We start from the raw sequence: 16,174 nt of genomic DNA on the forward strand, positions 1-16,174 counted from the left end.
TTCCGATATAGTATCGGAATCACTCGACGTGACATTTTAACTATCTAACTCAAATTTAAATTATGCAAACAAGGTTGCAAAAGCCTCTTCAATCTTACTTACTAAAATCAGTTTTATAGAATGGTTTTTGCTCGTAATCTTGTTGTATTTTGAGGTTACAAAGGTTTTATATCCTAACTTTTCAGCTTCGGTAATACGCTGATCTATTTTAGAAACAGGACGAATTTCACCTGCTAAACCAACTTCAGCTGCAAAACACACATCAGGGTTGATCGCTAAATCTTGATTTGATGATAAAATCGCTGCCACTACCGCTAAATCTATCGCAGGATCGTCTACATGAATTCCACCGGTAACATTTAAAAACACATCTTTCGCTCCTAATTTGAATCCCGCACGCTTTTCTAGCACCGCCAAAATCATGTGCAAGCGCTTGAGGTTATAACCCGTTGTAGTTCGTTGTGGAGTTCCATAAACCGCTGTTGAAACCAAGGCTTGAATTTCTATCATCAGTGGACGAATACCTTCCAATGTTGACGCAATCGCAGTTCCACTTAAATCAGCATCTTTTTTCGAAATTAAAATTTCAGAAGGATTCGATACTTCTCGCAATCCATCTGATAACATTTCGTAGATTCCTAATTCAGCCGTAGAACCAAAACGGTTTTTTTGCGAGCGTAAAATACGGTAGGTATGATTTCTGTCACCTTCAAACTGTAACACCACATCTACCATGTGTTCTAAAATCTTAGGTCCTGCAATATGTCCTTCTTTGTTAATATGTCCGATTAACAGTACTGGAGTTGCTGTTTCCTTGGCAAATTTGATGAGTTCTGCGGAGGTTTCTCGTATTTGCGAAATACTTCCTGGTGAAGCTTCAATAGAATTGGTATGTAAGGTTTGAATAGAATCAATCACCAAAACATCAGGCTGAACTTCTTCTATATTTTTAAAAATCTGTTGCGTATTGGTTTCGGTAAGAATTAAACAGTTAGGGTTTTTTCCTTCTACACGCTCAGCACGCATTTTTATCTGCGATTGGCTTTCTTCCCCAGATACATACAAAACTTTTTGCGAAATTTGTAAGGCGATTTGTAACAATAAGGTAGATTTACCAATTCCTGGCTCTCCTCCTAATAATACAACAGCTCCTTTTACCAATCCACCACCTAAAACGGTGTCTAATTCTTGATTTTTAGTACCAAAACGTTCTTCTGGGTTCAGTTGAATATCTTCAACTCGCAAAGGTTTTGCTACTCTTTTTTGATTGTTTTCAGGCGATTTCCATTTTCTTTTTTCCTCTTTTTGAATAACTTCTTCAACAATAGTATTCCATTGTTTACACGAGCCACATTGTCCTACCCATTGCGCGTGTTGCGCTCCACAGTTTTGACAGAAAAAAGTTGTTTTGGTTTTAGCCATTTTTTGAGTTTGAAAGTTTCAAAGTTACAAGTTTCAAAGTTAAAAATACTTTGATTTTTCTTTTTACTTAGTAAGTACAGCGTTAGCGATTGCAGTAATTGTTTAAGCTCTTTTTTGTTCTTAAAACAAAAAAAGCGAGTACGGAAAGCGCGACCTGAAAGGAAACGCCCTATTACTTTTTATTTCTATTATAAATAGGTAACAGTAAAAATGCTAATCCACCAAACACAATAATCATAGCTGTTTGAGCAGTCCACATAATCCATCCAAAAGCGGTTGCAGGTTCTTCTGCAATTCCAAATAGAGCCAAAGCTCCAGCTACAGCAATTGGGTACAAACCGACACCTCCATTAGTTGCTGCAATACTAAATCCTCCAGCTATAAACCCGATTAAAACACCTCCTAATGGAACGTGTAATCCATTAATTGCTGGAATCGTTGCCCAAAACATCAGTACATACATTACCCAAATAAATACCGTATGAAAAATGAACGCCCATTTATACTTCATTTTAAAGATGCTGGTAACACCTTCAATTAGTCCAACTACAAAATTCTTGATTTTTAGCCCTATTCCTGATTTTGCTTTTCTCACAAAACGTGTAAAAACCACAAACACCAATGCTAATCCTCCTAAAAGGATTCCAATTTTAATCGGATCGAAGTTTTTGGTTAGTAATTCATAAATAAAATCAAACTGCACAAAAAGGGTAATGGCAATAATGCTAAGCATCATAATTAAATCTGCCATTCGTTCGGCAACAATGGTTCCAAATCCTTTTTCAAACGGAATGTTTTCATAATTTGTCATAACAGCTGCTCGAGATACTTCTCCCGCTCTTGGTACTACATAATTTACCAAATATGCCACTAAAACTGCCATGGTGCTATTACCAAAGTCTGGCTTATACCCCATTGGTTCAAGTAAAAACTTCCAGCGATAAGCACGAGACAGGTGGCTTAAAATTCCGAAGAATAGTCCTAAAGCTATCCAACCGTAATTAGCATCTTTAAAATATTGGACTAAGGTTTCAATTGAAATTTTTGACAATGAATACCAAACTAAAAAACCTCCCAAGATGAGAGGTAATAGTATTTTTGTAGTTTTTTTGACTGATAAACTCAAACTATTCTAGCAAGTTATTTTCTTCGTTAGGAAATACTAATTGTGGCTTAAACTTTTTGGCTTCTTCTAATTCCATAAAAGCATACACAATTAAAATAAGTATATCTCCTTTTTGAACTCTACGTGCTGCAGCTCCATTCAATGTGATTTCACCACTTTTTCTTGGACCTGGAATTGCATACGTTTCTAAACGTTCTCCGTTATTGTTATTCACAATTTGAACACGTTCTCCTTCAATAATCCCAGCAGCATCCATTAAATCTTCGTCAATGGTAATACTACCTATATAATTTAAATCCGCATTAGTTACCTTAACACGGTGTATTTTAGATTTTACTACTTGTACTAACATGCTGCAAAAATAGTTGTTTTTTAATGAATACTAAGTTGTTTTTAGATGATTTTAACATTACTACAAACCTTACACTTAACACTAAATAGCAATTAATTATTCTTTAAACGAATATTATCAATTAAGCGAATGTCTCCAGCAAAAACAGCAATAAAAGCACGATATTTTTTATTTACTCCAATCTCTGTTACTGTTTGTAATGTTTTTTCATCTGCAATGGTAAAATACTCCAACTCCAATAACGGGTGTTTTTTAAACTGTTTTTCAACCCATTTAGTTAACTCCTCTGGACTTTTTAATCCAAATTTATTTTTTGCCTTTTTTAGTGTTTTATAGATAAAAGGCGCCGCTTCTCTATGCTCTCTACTTAAACGAGTATTTCGAGAACTCATTGCCAATCCATCTTCTTCCCTAAAAATAGGTCTTCCTTTAATTTTTACTAGGAGTTTGTATTTTTTAACTAGTTTTTTAATGATTTGCAATTGCTGAAAATCTTTTTTTCCAAAATAAGCGGTATCTGGCTCAATAATTTCAAAAAAAGCTTTTACAATTGTTCCAACTCCATCAAAATGACCATCTCTAAATTCTCCTTCCATTTGATGCTCTAACCCATCAAAATTGAAGTTTTCAGAAGCTACCTTTTCAGCATAAATTTCTTCTACTGTAGGAAAAAACAACACGTCACAATTAACAGACTCTAACAACGCTACATCACTCTCGTATGTCTTGGGATATTTATCTAAATCTTCTTTATTATCAAACTGTGTAGGGTTTACAAAAATGCTAACTACAGCAATATCATTCTTTTTTTTCGCTCTCTTAATGAGTGATAAATGTCCTTGATGTAAAGCTCCCATAGTTGGGACAAATCCGATAGATTTTTTATTCTTTTTTAACGTGGATAAAAACTCTTTTATTTCGGATTTTCTTGTGAAAATTTTCATTGTTATTTTATTGAAATGCATGCAAAATTAGCAATTTAACACGATTTTTGCATTAAATTTCGTATTTTTGCACATTCAATAAAACAGACCGATTTAATGAAGGATAAGAGAGTTTTATATGTTTCATCAGAGGTAACACCATATTTACCAGAAACAGAATTATCGTCTACCGCATTTAACGTTGCTAAAAATGCACATTCTAAAGGAATTCAAACCCGTATATTCATGCCTCGATTTGGGGTAATTAATGAACGAAGGCATCAATTACATGAAGTTATTCGCCTATCAGGTATGAACTTAATTATTAATGACATGGATATGCCTTTAATAATTAAAGTTGCTTCTATACCTAAAGAAAGGATGCAAGTATATTTTATTGACAATGACGAGTACTTTAAGCGTAAAGCTGTGTATTCTGACGAAGATGATAAGCTATTCGATGATAACGATGAGCGTATGATTTTCTTCGCCAAAGGTGTTATTGAAACTGTTAAAAAGTTAAACTGGGCTCCAGACATTATTCATGTTCACGGATGGATGGCTTCATTACTCCCATTATATTTAAGAGAATTTTATAAAGAAGAACCATTGTTTGCTGAAAGCAAGATTGTAACTTCGCTTTACAATAGCGATATTGAAGATTTGAATAAGGAGTTAGCTAACAAAGTTCGCTTTGATAAGATTGAAGACTCTAAAGTAACTACAATTGAAACACCAAGTCATATTAATATTTTAAAAAGCGCTATTGAAAATTCAGATGCTATTATAAAAGGTAGCGAAGTTTTACCTGAAGAAATTGAAACTTTCATTGAGCAAAGCAATGTAAAAGTCTTGGATTTCCAGTCAGAGGAAACTTTAACTGAAGCATATTTAGAATTTTATAAAGGAAACGTTTTAGAATTAAGCGAATAATGATTAGAAAAATTGGTGTACTTAGTATTAGCTTGCTATGTTTAGCAGCTATTACATCGTGTGAAAAAGATTTTAGTGACGTTGGAACAAACGTTGTTAATAACGATAAGTTCGAAACAGGAGAAATCTTATTAGATGTTGAAATAACCCCAAAAAATATTGAGAGTGTACAAGCTGACAATATTAACGCTACTATTAGCGATTATTGGTTAGGAGTATATAACAATCCTAATGCAGAAAAAATTGAGGCTTCAATAATTTCTCAACTTGGATACATTTCAAACTTAAACAATAAAGATACAGATACCACTGTATTTAACCTTGACAAGGTTATCTTAAAAATTCCATATCAGGCAACCTCTACAGGTACCACTGATGGCGTGACAAACTTTAAATTAGATTCAATTTTAGGAAATCCTGATGTCGCTACCTCTATTCAAGTACTGGAAAATGAGACTTATTTAAACACATTAAACCCAAGTGATCCATCTAAAAGAAACACTTTCTTTTCTGACAAAGAATACTTAGGAAGTAATGTATTAAGCGAAGGTGGTATTTATGAGTTAAAACCTAAAGCTACAGATACTACATTTATCTTTGATAGAGTTGACAGGTCTTCTTCATTAACAGGCACAAATACATATAAAGATACTATTAGAGCTATAAACTCTCAGAAACTTAAAGTTCCATTTTTAGCAATTCCTTTGGATATGCCAAAAATGAAAGCTTTATTTTGGGATAAGTTTCACAGTGGAGAATTTGCATCTAAAGAAGCTTTTGACAATTATTTTAGAGGAATTAAAATAGTCGCTACAGGAAGTGATGGATCACTAGTTCCTTTAAATCTAGCTTCTTCACCTACTCCATCTGTAGATTTTTTATACACTAAATCTGATATAGATGGGTCAACAGTTAAAAAAACTACCAAAAGCACATTTAGCTTCCCCTTATCTGGCATAAGAAATAGTCATTACAAAATGACTCCGGCTACAAATTCAGCTCCTGCCAATAACTTTGTTGTTCAAGGAACAGCTGGAAGCATTGCAGAGGTTAAAATTTTAGACGAGACAAAAGTTCAAGAGTTAAAAAGCAACAATTGGTTAATTAATGATGCTTCTCTTACTTTTTATATAAATCAGACGGTTAATAACGATGCTGATATCATTCCTCAACAGTTATTTTTATATCAAAATAAAGAAAATGAAACAGGAGGTATTTCACCAACACAGTTAACAGATGCCTACGTTGATCCGACTTCATTTGGTGGAACTTTAAAGAAAACTGACGATGATAACCCTGAGGAATATACTTTTAGAATTACCGATTACATTTCTAAATTATTATCAGGCGAAGAAAATACAACTACTGATCCTTTAGTATTAAAAGTCTATAACCCTACAGATACTCCTGTAAGTAATAATGTTTTAACAACCTCTGTTAAATCTTATAACTGGAATCCTAGAGCAGTGACATTATTCGACGGAAATGAGACTGCTAACGGAGCTAAAAGAGCTGTTTTAAAAATATCATATTCAAAAGAAAAATAAGTTGTTATGTGCGGAATTACTGGATATATTGGACATAGAGAAGCTTATCCAATTGTAATTAATGGATTAAAGCGTTTAGAATATAGAGGTTATGATAGTGCTGGAATCATGATGTATGATGGTGAAACAATGCACTTATCAAAAACCAAAGGAAAGGTTTCTGACTTAGAAATAATTACAAACAGAGAAGAGGAAAGAAAAAAAGGTAAAATAGGTATTGGGCATACTCGCTGGGCAACCCATGGCGTTCCTAATGATGTAAATTCCCATCCTCATTTTTCTCAATCTGGAAACCTTGTAATCGTTCATAATGGGATTATAGAAAACTATGATACCATTAAAAAAGAATTACTTTCAAGAGGTTACAAATTTGAAAGTGACACCGATACTGAGGTTTTAGTAAATCTTATTGAAGAAATAAAGAAAAGTGAAAGTTGTAAATTAGGGAAAGCCGTTCAATTAGCCTTAACTAATGTAATTGGCGCTTACGCAATTGCTGTTTTTGACAAAACAAAACCTAACGAAATAGTTGTTGCTCGATTAGGTAGCCCTATTGCTATTGGTGTTGGAAAAAACAACGAAGAATTTTTTGTTGCTTCTGATGCCTCTCCTTTTATTGAATATACAAAAAATGCAATTTACCTTGAAGATGGTGAGTTAGCCATTATAAAAAAAGACAAAGGGATTAAAGTTCGTAAAATAGATAACGACAAAGAAATTGATGCGAACATTCAGAAGCTACAGTTAAGCCTTGAACAGATAGAGAAAGGTGGTTACGATCACTTTATGTTAAAGGAAATATACGAACAACCTAAAGCTATTATAGATACTTATAGAGGTAGAATGCTAGCCAACGAAGGGATTATAAAGATGGCAGGTGTTGATGATAATATGTCTAAATTCTTAAATGCAGACAGAATTATCGTTGTAGCTTGTGGTACTTCTTGGCATGCAGGTTTGGTTGGAGAATATCTTTTTGAAGATATGGCTCGTATTCCTGTTGAAGTTGAATACGCCTCTGAATTTAGATATCGCAACCCTATTATTACTCCAAAAGATGTAGTGATTGCTATTTCTCAGTCTGGAGAAACAGCTGATACTTTAGCAGCTATTAAACTTGCTAAATCTAAAGGAGCTTTTGTATTTGGTATATGTAATGTAGTAGGGTCTTCTATTGCAAGAGAAACTCATGCTGGTGCTTATACGCATGCAGGTCCAGAAATTGGAGTTGCATCAACCAAAGCATTTACAACACAAATAACTGTACTTTCTCTAATTGCTTTGAAATTAGCACAAGCTAAAGGAACCTTATCTACATCGGCAGTGAATACTTATTTACAAACGATGCAGCAAATTCCTAATCAGGTTGAAAAGCTATTACAAATTGATGATCAGGTTAAGGAAATAGCAAGTGTTTACAAAGACGCTAAAAACTGTTTATATTTAGGTAGAGGGTTTAATTTCCCTGTCGCTTTAGAAGGGGCTTTAAAACTAAAAGAAATCTCTTACATTCATGCTGAAGGGTATCCTGCTGCAGAAATGAAGCATGGACCTATTGCCTTGATTGATGAAAATATGCCTGTTTTTGTTATTGCAACAAGCAGAGGTCATTATGAAAAGGTAGTAAGTAACATTCAAGAGATTAAGTCTCGTAGTGGAAAAATAGTAGCAATCGTTACAGAAGGTGATGAAACAGTTAAAGAAATAGCTGATCATGTTATTGAAATTCCAGATACAGAAGAAGCTTTTTCTCCTTTATTAACAACAATACCATTTCAATTACTATCATACCACATAGCAGTAATGTTAGATAAAAATGTTGACCAACCAAGAAACTTAGCAAAATCGGTTACTGTAGAGTAACAATCGACTTTATTCAAAATACAAATCCTGAGAGTTTTCTCAGGATTTTTTTATGTCTCTTTTTCAAAAGTTACATATATAGGGAAATGATCTGAAAAACCACCTTTATAAAAAGGTCCTATAAAAGTTCTAAATGGACTTCCTTTATACTTTCCTTTGTATATTTTTAGCCAATCTTTATTATAAATTTTCGCATTTAAAAAACTATGTTTGCTCTCATTCACATTAAAAAAAGCTTTTGAAAACATAATTTGATCAAACAAGTGCCATTTTTTATAATGAGTTGTAGTTCCTAGCCCTCTTTTATATAACGGCTTCATAGGATTGTACAAATCATCTGATATTAAATACTCTTTAATGCTTTTATTAGTTGGATCATCATTAAAATCTCCCATAACAATAAATTTCGGAGCTTTTTCTTCCTTTTTAATTTTATCTATGATACTTCGAGTTAATTGAGCTGCTTTTATTCTATTCTTTTCACTTTCAGTCTCCCCTTCTCTACGTGAAGGCCAATGGTTAACTAAAACATGTACTAACTCATCATTAAACATACCTTTAACCACTAATAAATCGCGAGTATAATCTACTTCTCCTCTATCATCTGTTAACAAAATCGGATATGTTTCGGAAGACATTACCTCAAAAAAGTCTTGATTATACATCAAAGCAACATCAATACCTCTTTCATCTGGTGAATCGTAATGAATGTAATCATAATTAAATTTTGACAGGTTTTTATGCTTCACTAAATCGTTTACGACCATAGCATTTTCAACCTCAACCAATCCAATAATAACTGGTGGATATGCAGATTGATTATTACCTAACTGACTAATAACTGATGTTATTTTTCTCAATTTATGACGATACTTTTTCTTACCCCATTTTAATTTACCATTTGGTGTAAAATCATTATCATAAGTATTGGGGTCATCAACAGTGTCAAATAAATTTTCAACATTATAAAAAGCAACTGTGAACCTATTTCTTCTTCTATTTAATGTCATTTAAAAATTGTTTGCATATCGAAAATACAAAAATGTAAGAAGCATATAACATAAACCTAACCTTAATTATTAATAAATTGGATAAATTTTCTAAAAACAACCTTATAAATTTTTATAAAAATTGCTGAATCATTTAAAATTCATCAAAAAAGAAAGGTAAAAAAGATAAATATTACCAATATTAACAAGGTGTAAAAAAACACAAAACTTAAACTTAGTTTACTTTAAAACAATACTTTTTTAATCTATAAAAATCATTTAAAAAACTCATTTACAATACTTTTACAGTGTTAAATTTTAACAAACAAACTTAAAACAAACCCTAAAACTCTAAAAAATGAAAAAGTTATTTGTATTAATGTTCGTCACTCTAATGAGTACTTCAGTTTTTTCAACAAACGAAAATCCTGCAAAAGAGAAAATTAGAACAAAAATCGTTGAACTATTAGGTAACCCTAACTTTGTTCTAGATAAAGAAGTAAAAACTACCGTAGAATTTTTAATAAACAAAAACGGAGAAATAGTTATTTTGAATGTTAATTGTGATACTGAACAAGTTTGTCACTATGTAAAAAGCAGATTAAATTATAAGTTTATAAATAATGAATTTAAGCTAAAAAACCATATTTATAAAATGCCTTTAACTATACAAAAAAGTAGCAGTAAGTAATCATTTATCAATCATCCCCTAATAAAAAAGCCTCATAGAAATTTCTATGAGGCTTTAATTTTGTTATTCAGTATATCTTACACTGCTCCTTGATCAAGCATTGCATCAGCAACCTTAACAAAACCAGCAACGTTTGCCCCTTTTACATAATCAACATATCCATCTTCTTCTGTACCATATTTTACACAAGCTTCGTGAATGTTATTCATAATAGAATGTAATTTAGTATCTACTTCTTCACGAGTCCAAGACAAACGTAAAGAGTTTTGAGACATCTCTAAACCAGATGTTGCTACACCTCCTGCATTTGAAGCCTTTCCTGGTGCAAATAAAATTTTTGCCTTGTGGAATACTTCAATAGCCTCTGGAGTAGATGGCATGTTTGCTCCTTCAGCAACACAAATACACCCATTATCAACTAATATTTTTGCTTCTTCTCCGTTTAACTCATTTTGAGTTGCACACGGTAAAGCTACATCACACTTAGTTCCCCAAGGTCTTTCTCCTTTAAAGAATTTTGCTGACGGATACTGCTCAACATACTCGTGAATTCTTCCACGTTTTACATTCTTTAACTCTTGTACAAAAGCTAATTTTTCGGCATCTATACCAGCTTCGTCATAAATATATCCTGAAGAATCAGATAATGTTACAACCTTACCTCCTAATTGAGTCGCTTTCTCAGTAGCATATTGCGCTACGTTACCAGAACCAGAAACAACTACGGTTTTTCCTTTAAAAGAATCTCCTTTAGTTTTTAACATATTCTCCGCAAAGTAAACATCACCATAACCTGTAGCTTCAGGACGGATTAATGAACCTCCCCAAGAAGCCCCTTTACCAGTTAACACTCCAGTAAATTCATTACGTAAACGCTTGTATTGACCAAACATGTAACCAATTTCACGGCCTCCAACTCCAATATCTCCAGCAGGAACATCCGTATCAGGACCAATATGACGTGCTAATTCAGTCATGAAAGATTGACAAAACGCCATTACTTCACGATCAGACTTTCCTTTAGGATTGAAATCAGACCCTCCTTTACCTCCACCCATTGGCAAAGTAGTTAATGAGTTTTTGAAAACTTGCTCAAATCCTAAAAATTTTAAGATCGATAAGTTTACTGAAGGATGAAAACGTAATCCTCCTTTATAAGGTCCAATTGCTGAGTTAAACTCAACTCTATACCCTCTGTTTACTTGAGTTTCTCCGTTATCATCAACCCAAGGCACTCTAAACATAATAGTACGTTCAGGTTCAACCATACGCTCAAGTAATTTCTTATCTTGATATTTTGGATTATTTTCTATAAACGGAATTACTGTTTCTGCTACTTCATGTACAGCTTGCAAAAACTCTGGTTCATATGTATTACGCTCTTTTACGTAATCCATAAATTCTTGTATCTTAGATTCCATAAACTTAGTTGTTGTTCTGTTATTTTATAATATTAACAATTTTACTATGCAAATATAATTATTTTACTACTCGTTAATTTCTATTTTTCTGTTTATTTCCCTTATTTTATTGGTGTTTTTGCAAACACAATCAAAAGTCCTTTTTTTTACACAAAAAAACGTAAATTTGCACCTTAACTTTTGGAAAGATTATGTTAGACAAGGTAAAAGAATTGATTGGAGAGGTAAATGCTTTTAATACCACTTCAAAAGAAGAAATTGAAACATTCAGAATTAAATACTTAGGAAGCAAGGGAATTTTAAAAGATTTATTTGCTGAGTTTAAAAATGTACCTAACGACCAAAAGAAAGAGTTTGGACAAACCATAAATTTACTTAAAAACTCTGCTGAAGAAAAAGTAACCATTTTAAAAGAAGCTATTGAAAATGCTGTTGAAGAAAAAGGTGTTTATGGAGACTTAACACGTCCTTCTGAGCCTATTAATTTAGGTTCTCGTCATCCCATTTCTTTAGTGAAAAACCAAATCATCGAGGTCTTTAACCGTATTGGTTTTACCGTTTCTGAAGGACCAGAAATAGAAGATGATTGGCATAACTTTACCGCTTTAAACTTACCAGAATATCACCCAGCACGTGATATGCAGGATACTTTCTTTATTGAAAAGAATCCTGATACGTTGTTAAGAACACATACCTCATCGGTACAAGTACGCTATATGGAAAACAACGAACCTCCAATTCGTACCATTTCTCCAGGACGTGTGTTTAGAAACGAAGATATTTCTGCACGTGCACACTGTATATTCCATCAAGTAGAAGGATTATATATTGATACTGATGTTTCTTTTGCTGATTTAAAACAAACCTTATTATACTTTACCAAAGAAATGTTTGGTAAATCTAAAATACGTTTACGTCCGTCATATTTCCCGTTTACTGAGCCAAGTGCTGAAGTAGATATTTACTGGGGATTAGAAACCGAAACGGATTACAGAATTACCAAAGGAACAGGTTGGTTAGAAATTATGGGATGTGGTATGGTAGACCCAAATGTATTAAAGAACTGTAATATCGATCCTACAAAATATAGCGGATATGCCTTCGGAATGGGTATCGAACGTATTGCTATGTTATTATACCAAATTCCAGATATTCGTATGTTCTACGAAAACGACAAACGTTTCTTAGAACAGTTTAAATCAGTGATATAATTTTAAGATAAGCTCAAACAAAATAAAAGACGAAAGCACTAAACTTTCGTCTTTCCTTTTAAAGAAGTACTCGATGAAAAAAGATATTGAAATTCCTAAGGTAACTGACGTTGAAATTGCAGTAGTTTTAGAAACCAATGAAATTGACAATAAAGAAGATTGGAATGTATATATTCTAAACAAAAAGGATATCGATTTAGAAATGATAGTCATTGTTTCTCAAGGCTTCTCAGACACTAAAACCACTTCTGTTTTCAGAAGAAAAATAGACAAACTTCCTGCAAACAGTTATCAAAAGTTTGAACTAATGCAACCTGAGTTATTTGATTTAGACAATCGTTTTCAGGTGACTTTTTTTGAAAATAACAGACTACACGATAAAACTTTTATTTTTCAGGCAGAAACAATCCAAGAAGGCTTTTTAAGAGACATCGAATTCTTAGGAAAAAAAGGTATTGTTTGTAAATAAATATGACTCATATAAAATTCACAAAAGAACGATAGTTGTTAATTCACTGCTATCGTTCTTTCTTTTATATTCACTTTTAGTACTTTCGTTTAAAATATCACTTTATGTTTGCAAGCATTCAAGACTTAATATCTCAATTTTCTTCTTGGGTATGGGGAATTCCTTTATTAATATTACTTATTGGTGGCGGTTTATACCTCTTTATTTACTCAGGATTAATTCCATTTAGATATATTGGTCATGCTATTGCTATTTTAAGAGGAAAATATGACAAAGCTGATTCTCCAGGAGATTTATCTCACTATGAAGCTTTATCATCTGCTATTGCAGCTACCGTAGGAATGGGGAACATTAGTGGAGTTGCCATTGCTATTGCAACTGGAGGTCCTGGTGCTATTTTTTGGATGTGGGTAAGTGCTTTTGTAGGTATGGCTACCAAATTTTTTACCTGTAGTTTATCAGTAATGTACCGCGGAACAGATGAAAACGGAAATGTAAAAGGTGGTCCGATGTATGTGATTACAGAAGGATTAGGAAAAAAATGGAAACCTTTGGCACTATTCTTCTCTGCGGCAGGATTAATAGGAACGCTACCTGCATTTCAAGCAAACCAGCTAACGCAAACCTTAGTAGATGTTTTTAAAGTACATGAAACCAACCATTTTACAGCTAAATTATTATTAGGTATCACCACTGCAATTATTGTATCGATGGTAATTTTTGGAGGAATTAAACGAATTGGTAGTGTCGCTGGAAAATTAGTTCCTGTAATGGTTGTGGTATACCTTCTTACAGTCTTAACCATTTTGTTTTTAAGATTAGAACAGGTTCCTGCGATTTTTTCTTTAATTTTTGAAGATGCTTTTTCAGGAAAATCTGTTTTAGGTGGTGCCTTAGGTGCTTTGATAATTACAGGAGTGAAGCGAGCTGCTTTTTCTAACGAAGCAGGTTTGGGTACTGCACCTATGATGCACGGAACTGCAAAAACCAAAGAGCCTATCCGTGAAGGATTGGTTGCTATGTTAGGCCCAGCTATTGACACCTTGTTAGTTTGTTCTTTGACCGCACTAGCTATTTTAGCTTCAGGTGTTTGGAAAGGATTTGAAGGTAATGGAATTTCAATGACATTAGCTGCATTTGATGCTGTACTTCCTCACAATATCGGAAGCGTTATTTTAACTATTTGTGTGTTAATTTTCGCTTTTTCAACATTGTTTACCTACTCTTTTTACGGATTGAGCTGTTTAAGCTTTTTAACCAATACCAAAATTGGAAAGAATTACAACTACATTTATATTTTTACGATTGCTATCGCCTCTATCATCAAATTAGACTTTGTAATTAACTTAATTGATAGCGCCTATGCTTTGATGGCAATTCCAACAGTAATTTCAACATTAATCTTAGCTCCTAAAGTTAAAAAAGAAGCTAAAAAGTATTTTCAGAAGTTAAAAGCGAATGCTTTTTAACACGTTTAAGCTCTTCAATTATCTTAGAAGATAAAGAATCTATTTTTTTAGATGTCTCTTTTATATATTCTTGATGCTTTGTTGAATCCTTTACAATATCTAAAGTTGTTTTAGTCGAATTGGTATACCAACCTTTCCATGCTGAAATAATTGATAATTGAGTTGATAAAGAATCTCCTTTTTTTAATGCTATTTCACTTTGTCTTTGTTCTTCTTGAAGCCTTGATATGGCTGTTTTTTCAATATTTAATAATATTGATTTAGCTGTAGTATTATTTGCATTTAACAAAGTATAGGCAGAAGCTAACGAAGATACTCCTACGTTTTTAAGTGTTTTTTGGGACACTTTATCGATTCGATCGTTATCAGTGTGATAAAATTGGTCGGTAAAATGCCAGAATAGAACGCTAGGAATATTTCTTTTTAAAAATGGTACATGATCACTTCCTCCTTCAAACGGATTTGTATTCACTACCCAATTCGTTCTTTTCCCTTGCTCCTTGAATTTATCGATTAAAAAATCATTTAAATAATGAGGTTTCATTTCTTCTAACTTCATTTTTCTTCCACCCCATTCGGTATGTTTATCATTACCTCTTGTCCAAATAGCACTAGGATCAGGCATTTTTTCAATTAAAAAAGTACCTCCTGTTTTTTTGGTGTCTTCCCCTACCATGTCTAGAGAAATTCCCCACTTAATATCTTTTGCTCTTATTGTATCTTCTTTTACATACCTGTTTGTTGAAATAATTTCATCTCCCCATAAAAAGGTTAAGGTTCTATTGGGTACAAATATGTTATTTTTGATAAGTTCAGCTGTAAGTGTAGCCATTTCTAGAGCAACACCTACACCTGTAGCATTGTCATTTGCACCAGGTTCTTGTATATGAGCACTAAAAACCAAACGTTCTTTAGGTTCCTTATTTCCTTTTATATCAGCAATAATTGTTAATTCTTCTGATGGATAAATGTTGGTTTCAATAGTTACTTTTAAGGATACTTTTCCTTTTGAGAGTTCTGCTTTTAATTTTTCTTTAGCCTTGTAAGACATCGCAATTGCCCAAGATTTTGCTTTTTCATTTAACGGGATAGTTCTAAATTGAATAGAAGTGGTGTTTTTTTGAGGTTGTAAATATTTTGGGTTACTATAGGTAATTAGTCCCAAAGCACCTCCTTTTACAATAGCTTGGTTAAAGATTTTATGAGGACTTGTTTCAGCAAAAACAATCTTTCCTTTAACATCTAACTCTTTTAACTTTTTTAAGTCTTTAATGTAAACGACCTCTGCATTAACTCCTTCTTTTGGTGTACTGTAAGAGTTTAAAGCAATCATATTCCTATTTGTGCTATGCTGTAAAAGAGGAATATCCTCTCCAACTATATTTACAGAAGCATTCACAGATTCCCAAGTAGGATTTTTTAAGGGTCTTGTTTCTATTCTGTAGGTTAACACATCATTACTTTTAGCAACATCTTCTTTAACAAAACCTGACTTTTCTAATTCTTCAGCAATTTTGTACACACTTTTATTAAAACCTGTATTACCAACAACACGCCAATATTTTTCTACAAAAGAAGTTGTTTCATAAGCCAAATCGCCAGTAAATTCTTCATTTAAAACATCAAAATAGTTAGAAGAATTTAAAACAGGTGCTGTTGGTTCATTTTTACAACTTATAAGTAATAGAATGATAGGTAATAGATAGAGTTTTTTTAGCATAACGGGATTTTGTGGCTTTAAAAGTACACTTTTTAAAT

The 16,174-nt window shown here is 32.8% G+C and carries 14 protein-coding genes; 7 read left to right on the forward strand and 7 right to left on the reverse strand.

What is annotated here, in order from left to right:
• Window positions 1-60 precede the first annotated feature (60 nt).
• The 4 genes from radA to panC form a co-directional block, all read right to left on the reverse strand.
• On the reverse strand, window positions 61-1,422 hold the full coding sequence (gene radA / locus C7448_RS00720; RefSeq protein WP_115899451.1) for a DNA repair protein RadA: 1,362 nt from the start codon (window positions 1,420-1,422) through the stop codon (window positions 61-63).
• A gap of 172 nt (window positions 1,423-1,594) precedes the next feature.
• Entirely contained in the window at window positions 1,595-2,548 is a 954-nt protein-coding gene (locus C7448_RS00725) for a lysylphosphatidylglycerol synthase transmembrane domain-containing protein (RefSeq protein WP_115899452.1), read from the reverse strand.
• Window position 2,549: 1 nt separating this feature from the next.
• Window positions 2,550-2,900 carry an aspartate 1-decarboxylase gene (gene panD, locus C7448_RS00730; protein WP_115899453.1) on the reverse strand — a complete coding sequence of 117 codons (351 nt, stop codon included), beginning with the start codon at window positions 2,898-2,900 and terminating at the stop codon, window positions 2,550-2,552.
• A 92-nt stretch (window positions 2,901-2,992) separates the two neighbouring features.
• Window positions 2,993-3,844: a pantoate--beta-alanine ligase gene (gene panC, locus C7448_RS00735; protein ID WP_115899454.1), complete on the reverse strand. Its 852-nt coding sequence runs from the start codon at window positions 3,842-3,844 to the stop codon at window positions 2,993-2,995.
• Between the two features lie 96 nt (window positions 3,845-3,940).
• Here panC and C7448_RS00740 point away from each other — a divergent pair, with 96 nt between their 5' ends.
• From C7448_RS00740 to glmS, 3 genes are read left to right on the forward strand one after another with little or no spacing between them, the layout of a single operon-like run.
• Window positions 3,941-4,756 carry a glycogen/starch synthase gene (locus tag C7448_RS00740; protein ID WP_115899455.1) on the forward strand — a complete coding sequence of 272 codons (816 nt, stop codon included), beginning with the start codon at window positions 3,941-3,943 and terminating at the stop codon, window positions 4,754-4,756.
• A complete protein-coding gene (locus C7448_RS00745; protein ID WP_115899456.1) occupies window positions 4,756-6,303 on the forward strand; it encodes a DUF4270 family protein in 1,548 nt (515 codons plus the stop codon). The genes C7448_RS00740 and C7448_RS00745 overlap by 1 nt, the downstream gene beginning before the upstream one ends.
• 6 nt (window positions 6,304-6,309) lie before the next feature.
• Window positions 6,310-8,166, forward strand: coding sequence for a glutamine--fructose-6-phosphate transaminase (isomerizing) (gene glmS / locus C7448_RS00750; RefSeq protein WP_115899457.1), 1,857 nt, complete (start codon window positions 6,310-6,312; stop codon window positions 8,164-8,166).
• Window positions 8,167-8,216: 50 nt separating this feature from the next.
• Here glmS and C7448_RS00755 read toward each other — a convergent pair whose 3' ends face one another.
• Window positions 8,217-9,176 carry an endonuclease/exonuclease/phosphatase family protein gene (locus tag C7448_RS00755; RefSeq protein WP_115899458.1) on the reverse strand — a complete coding sequence of 320 codons (960 nt, stop codon included), beginning with the start codon at window positions 9,174-9,176 and terminating at the stop codon, window positions 8,217-8,219.
• A 337-nt stretch (window positions 9,177-9,513) separates the two neighbouring features.
• Here C7448_RS00755 and C7448_RS00760 point away from each other — a divergent pair, with 337 nt between their 5' ends.
• The gene (locus C7448_RS00760) at window positions 9,514-9,846 is read left to right on the forward strand and encodes a hypothetical protein (RefSeq protein WP_125064411.1); all 333 of its coding nucleotides are present in this window, start codon (window positions 9,514-9,516) and stop codon (window positions 9,844-9,846) included.
• Between the two features lie 77 nt (window positions 9,847-9,923).
• On the opposite strand, the gene gdhA is transcribed toward C7448_RS00760, so the two are convergent.
• Window positions 9,924-11,267 (reverse strand): NADP-specific glutamate dehydrogenase, encoded by a 1,344-nt coding sequence (gene gdhA, locus C7448_RS00765; RefSeq protein ID WP_115899459.1) that lies wholly within the window; start codon window positions 11,265-11,267, stop codon window positions 9,924-9,926.
• Window positions 11,268-11,458: 191 nt separating this feature from the next.
• Here gdhA and pheS point away from each other — a divergent pair, with 191 nt between their 5' ends.
• From pheS to C7448_RS00780, 3 genes are all read left to right on the forward strand, one after another.
• The gene (gene pheS / locus C7448_RS00770; protein ID WP_115899460.1) at window positions 11,459-12,478 is read left to right on the forward strand and encodes a phenylalanine--tRNA ligase subunit alpha; all 1,020 of its coding nucleotides are present in this window, start codon (window positions 11,459-11,461) and stop codon (window positions 12,476-12,478) included.
• A 73-nt stretch (window positions 12,479-12,551) separates the two neighbouring features.
• The gene (locus C7448_RS00775; RefSeq protein WP_115899461.1) at window positions 12,552-12,947 is read left to right on the forward strand and encodes a hypothetical protein; all 396 of its coding nucleotides are present in this window, start codon (window positions 12,552-12,554) and stop codon (window positions 12,945-12,947) included.
• A gap of 104 nt (window positions 12,948-13,051) precedes the next feature.
• Entirely contained in the window at window positions 13,052-14,416 is a 1,365-nt protein-coding gene (locus C7448_RS00780) for an alanine/glycine:cation symporter family protein (RefSeq protein WP_115899462.1), read from the forward strand.
• Here C7448_RS00780 and C7448_RS00785 read toward each other — a convergent pair.
• Complete coding sequence (locus tag C7448_RS00785; protein WP_115899463.1) at window positions 14,376-16,136, reverse strand: M28 family peptidase; 1,761 nt, start codon at window positions 16,134-16,136, stop codon at window positions 14,376-14,378. The two genes, C7448_RS00780 and C7448_RS00785, sit on opposite strands and share 41 nt — an antisense overlap.
• Window positions 16,137-16,174: the final 38 nt, after the last annotated feature.

It is taken from the genome of Tenacibaculum gallaicum, assembly GCF_003387615.1.
Lineage (GTDB): Bacteria > Bacteroidota > Bacteroidia > Flavobacteriales > Flavobacteriaceae > Polaribacter > Polaribacter gallaicus.

Excerpts from the sequence above, each read along its gene's own strand:
- C7448_RS00780 (WP_115899462.1), top strand. The coding sequence starts at position 13,052 with ATGTTTGCAAGCATTCAAGACTTAATATCTCAATTTTCTTCTTGGGTA.
- radA (WP_115899451.1), bottom strand. The coding sequence starts at position 1,422 with ATGGCTAAAACCAAAACAACTTTTTTCTGTCAAAACTGTGGAGCGCAA.
- C7448_RS00755 (WP_115899458.1), bottom strand. The coding sequence starts at position 9,176 with ATGACATTAAATAGAAGAAGAAATAGGTTCACAGTTGCTTTTTATAAT.
- pheS (WP_115899460.1), top strand. The coding sequence starts at position 11,459 with ATGTTAGACAAGGTAAAAGAATTGATTGGAGAGGTAAATGCTTTTAAT.
- gdhA (WP_115899459.1), bottom strand. The coding sequence starts at position 11,267 with ATGGAATCTAAGATACAAGAATTTATGGATTACGTAAAAGAGCGTAAT.
- C7448_RS00775 (WP_115899461.1), top strand. The coding sequence starts at position 12,552 with ATGAAAAAAGATATTGAAATTCCTAAGGTAACTGACGTTGAAATTGCA.
- C7448_RS00760 (WP_125064411.1), top strand. The coding sequence starts at position 9,514 with ATGAAAAAGTTATTTGTATTAATGTTCGTCACTCTAATGAGTACTTCA.
- panC (WP_115899454.1), bottom strand. The coding sequence starts at position 3,844 with ATGAAAATTTTCACAAGAAAATCCGAAATAAAAGAGTTTTTATCCACG.
- panD (WP_115899453.1), bottom strand. The coding sequence starts at position 2,900 with ATGTTAGTACAAGTAGTAAAATCTAAAATACACCGTGTTAAGGTAACT.
- C7448_RS00785 (WP_115899463.1), bottom strand. The coding sequence starts at position 16,136 with ATGCTAAAAAAACTCTATCTATTACCTATCATTCTATTACTTATAAGT.
- glmS (WP_115899457.1), top strand. The coding sequence starts at position 6,310 with ATGTGCGGAATTACTGGATATATTGGACATAGAGAAGCTTATCCAATT.
- C7448_RS00740 (WP_115899455.1), top strand. The coding sequence starts at position 3,941 with ATGAAGGATAAGAGAGTTTTATATGTTTCATCAGAGGTAACACCATAT.
- C7448_RS00745 (WP_115899456.1), top strand. The coding sequence starts at position 4,756 with ATGATTAGAAAAATTGGTGTACTTAGTATTAGCTTGCTATGTTTAGCA.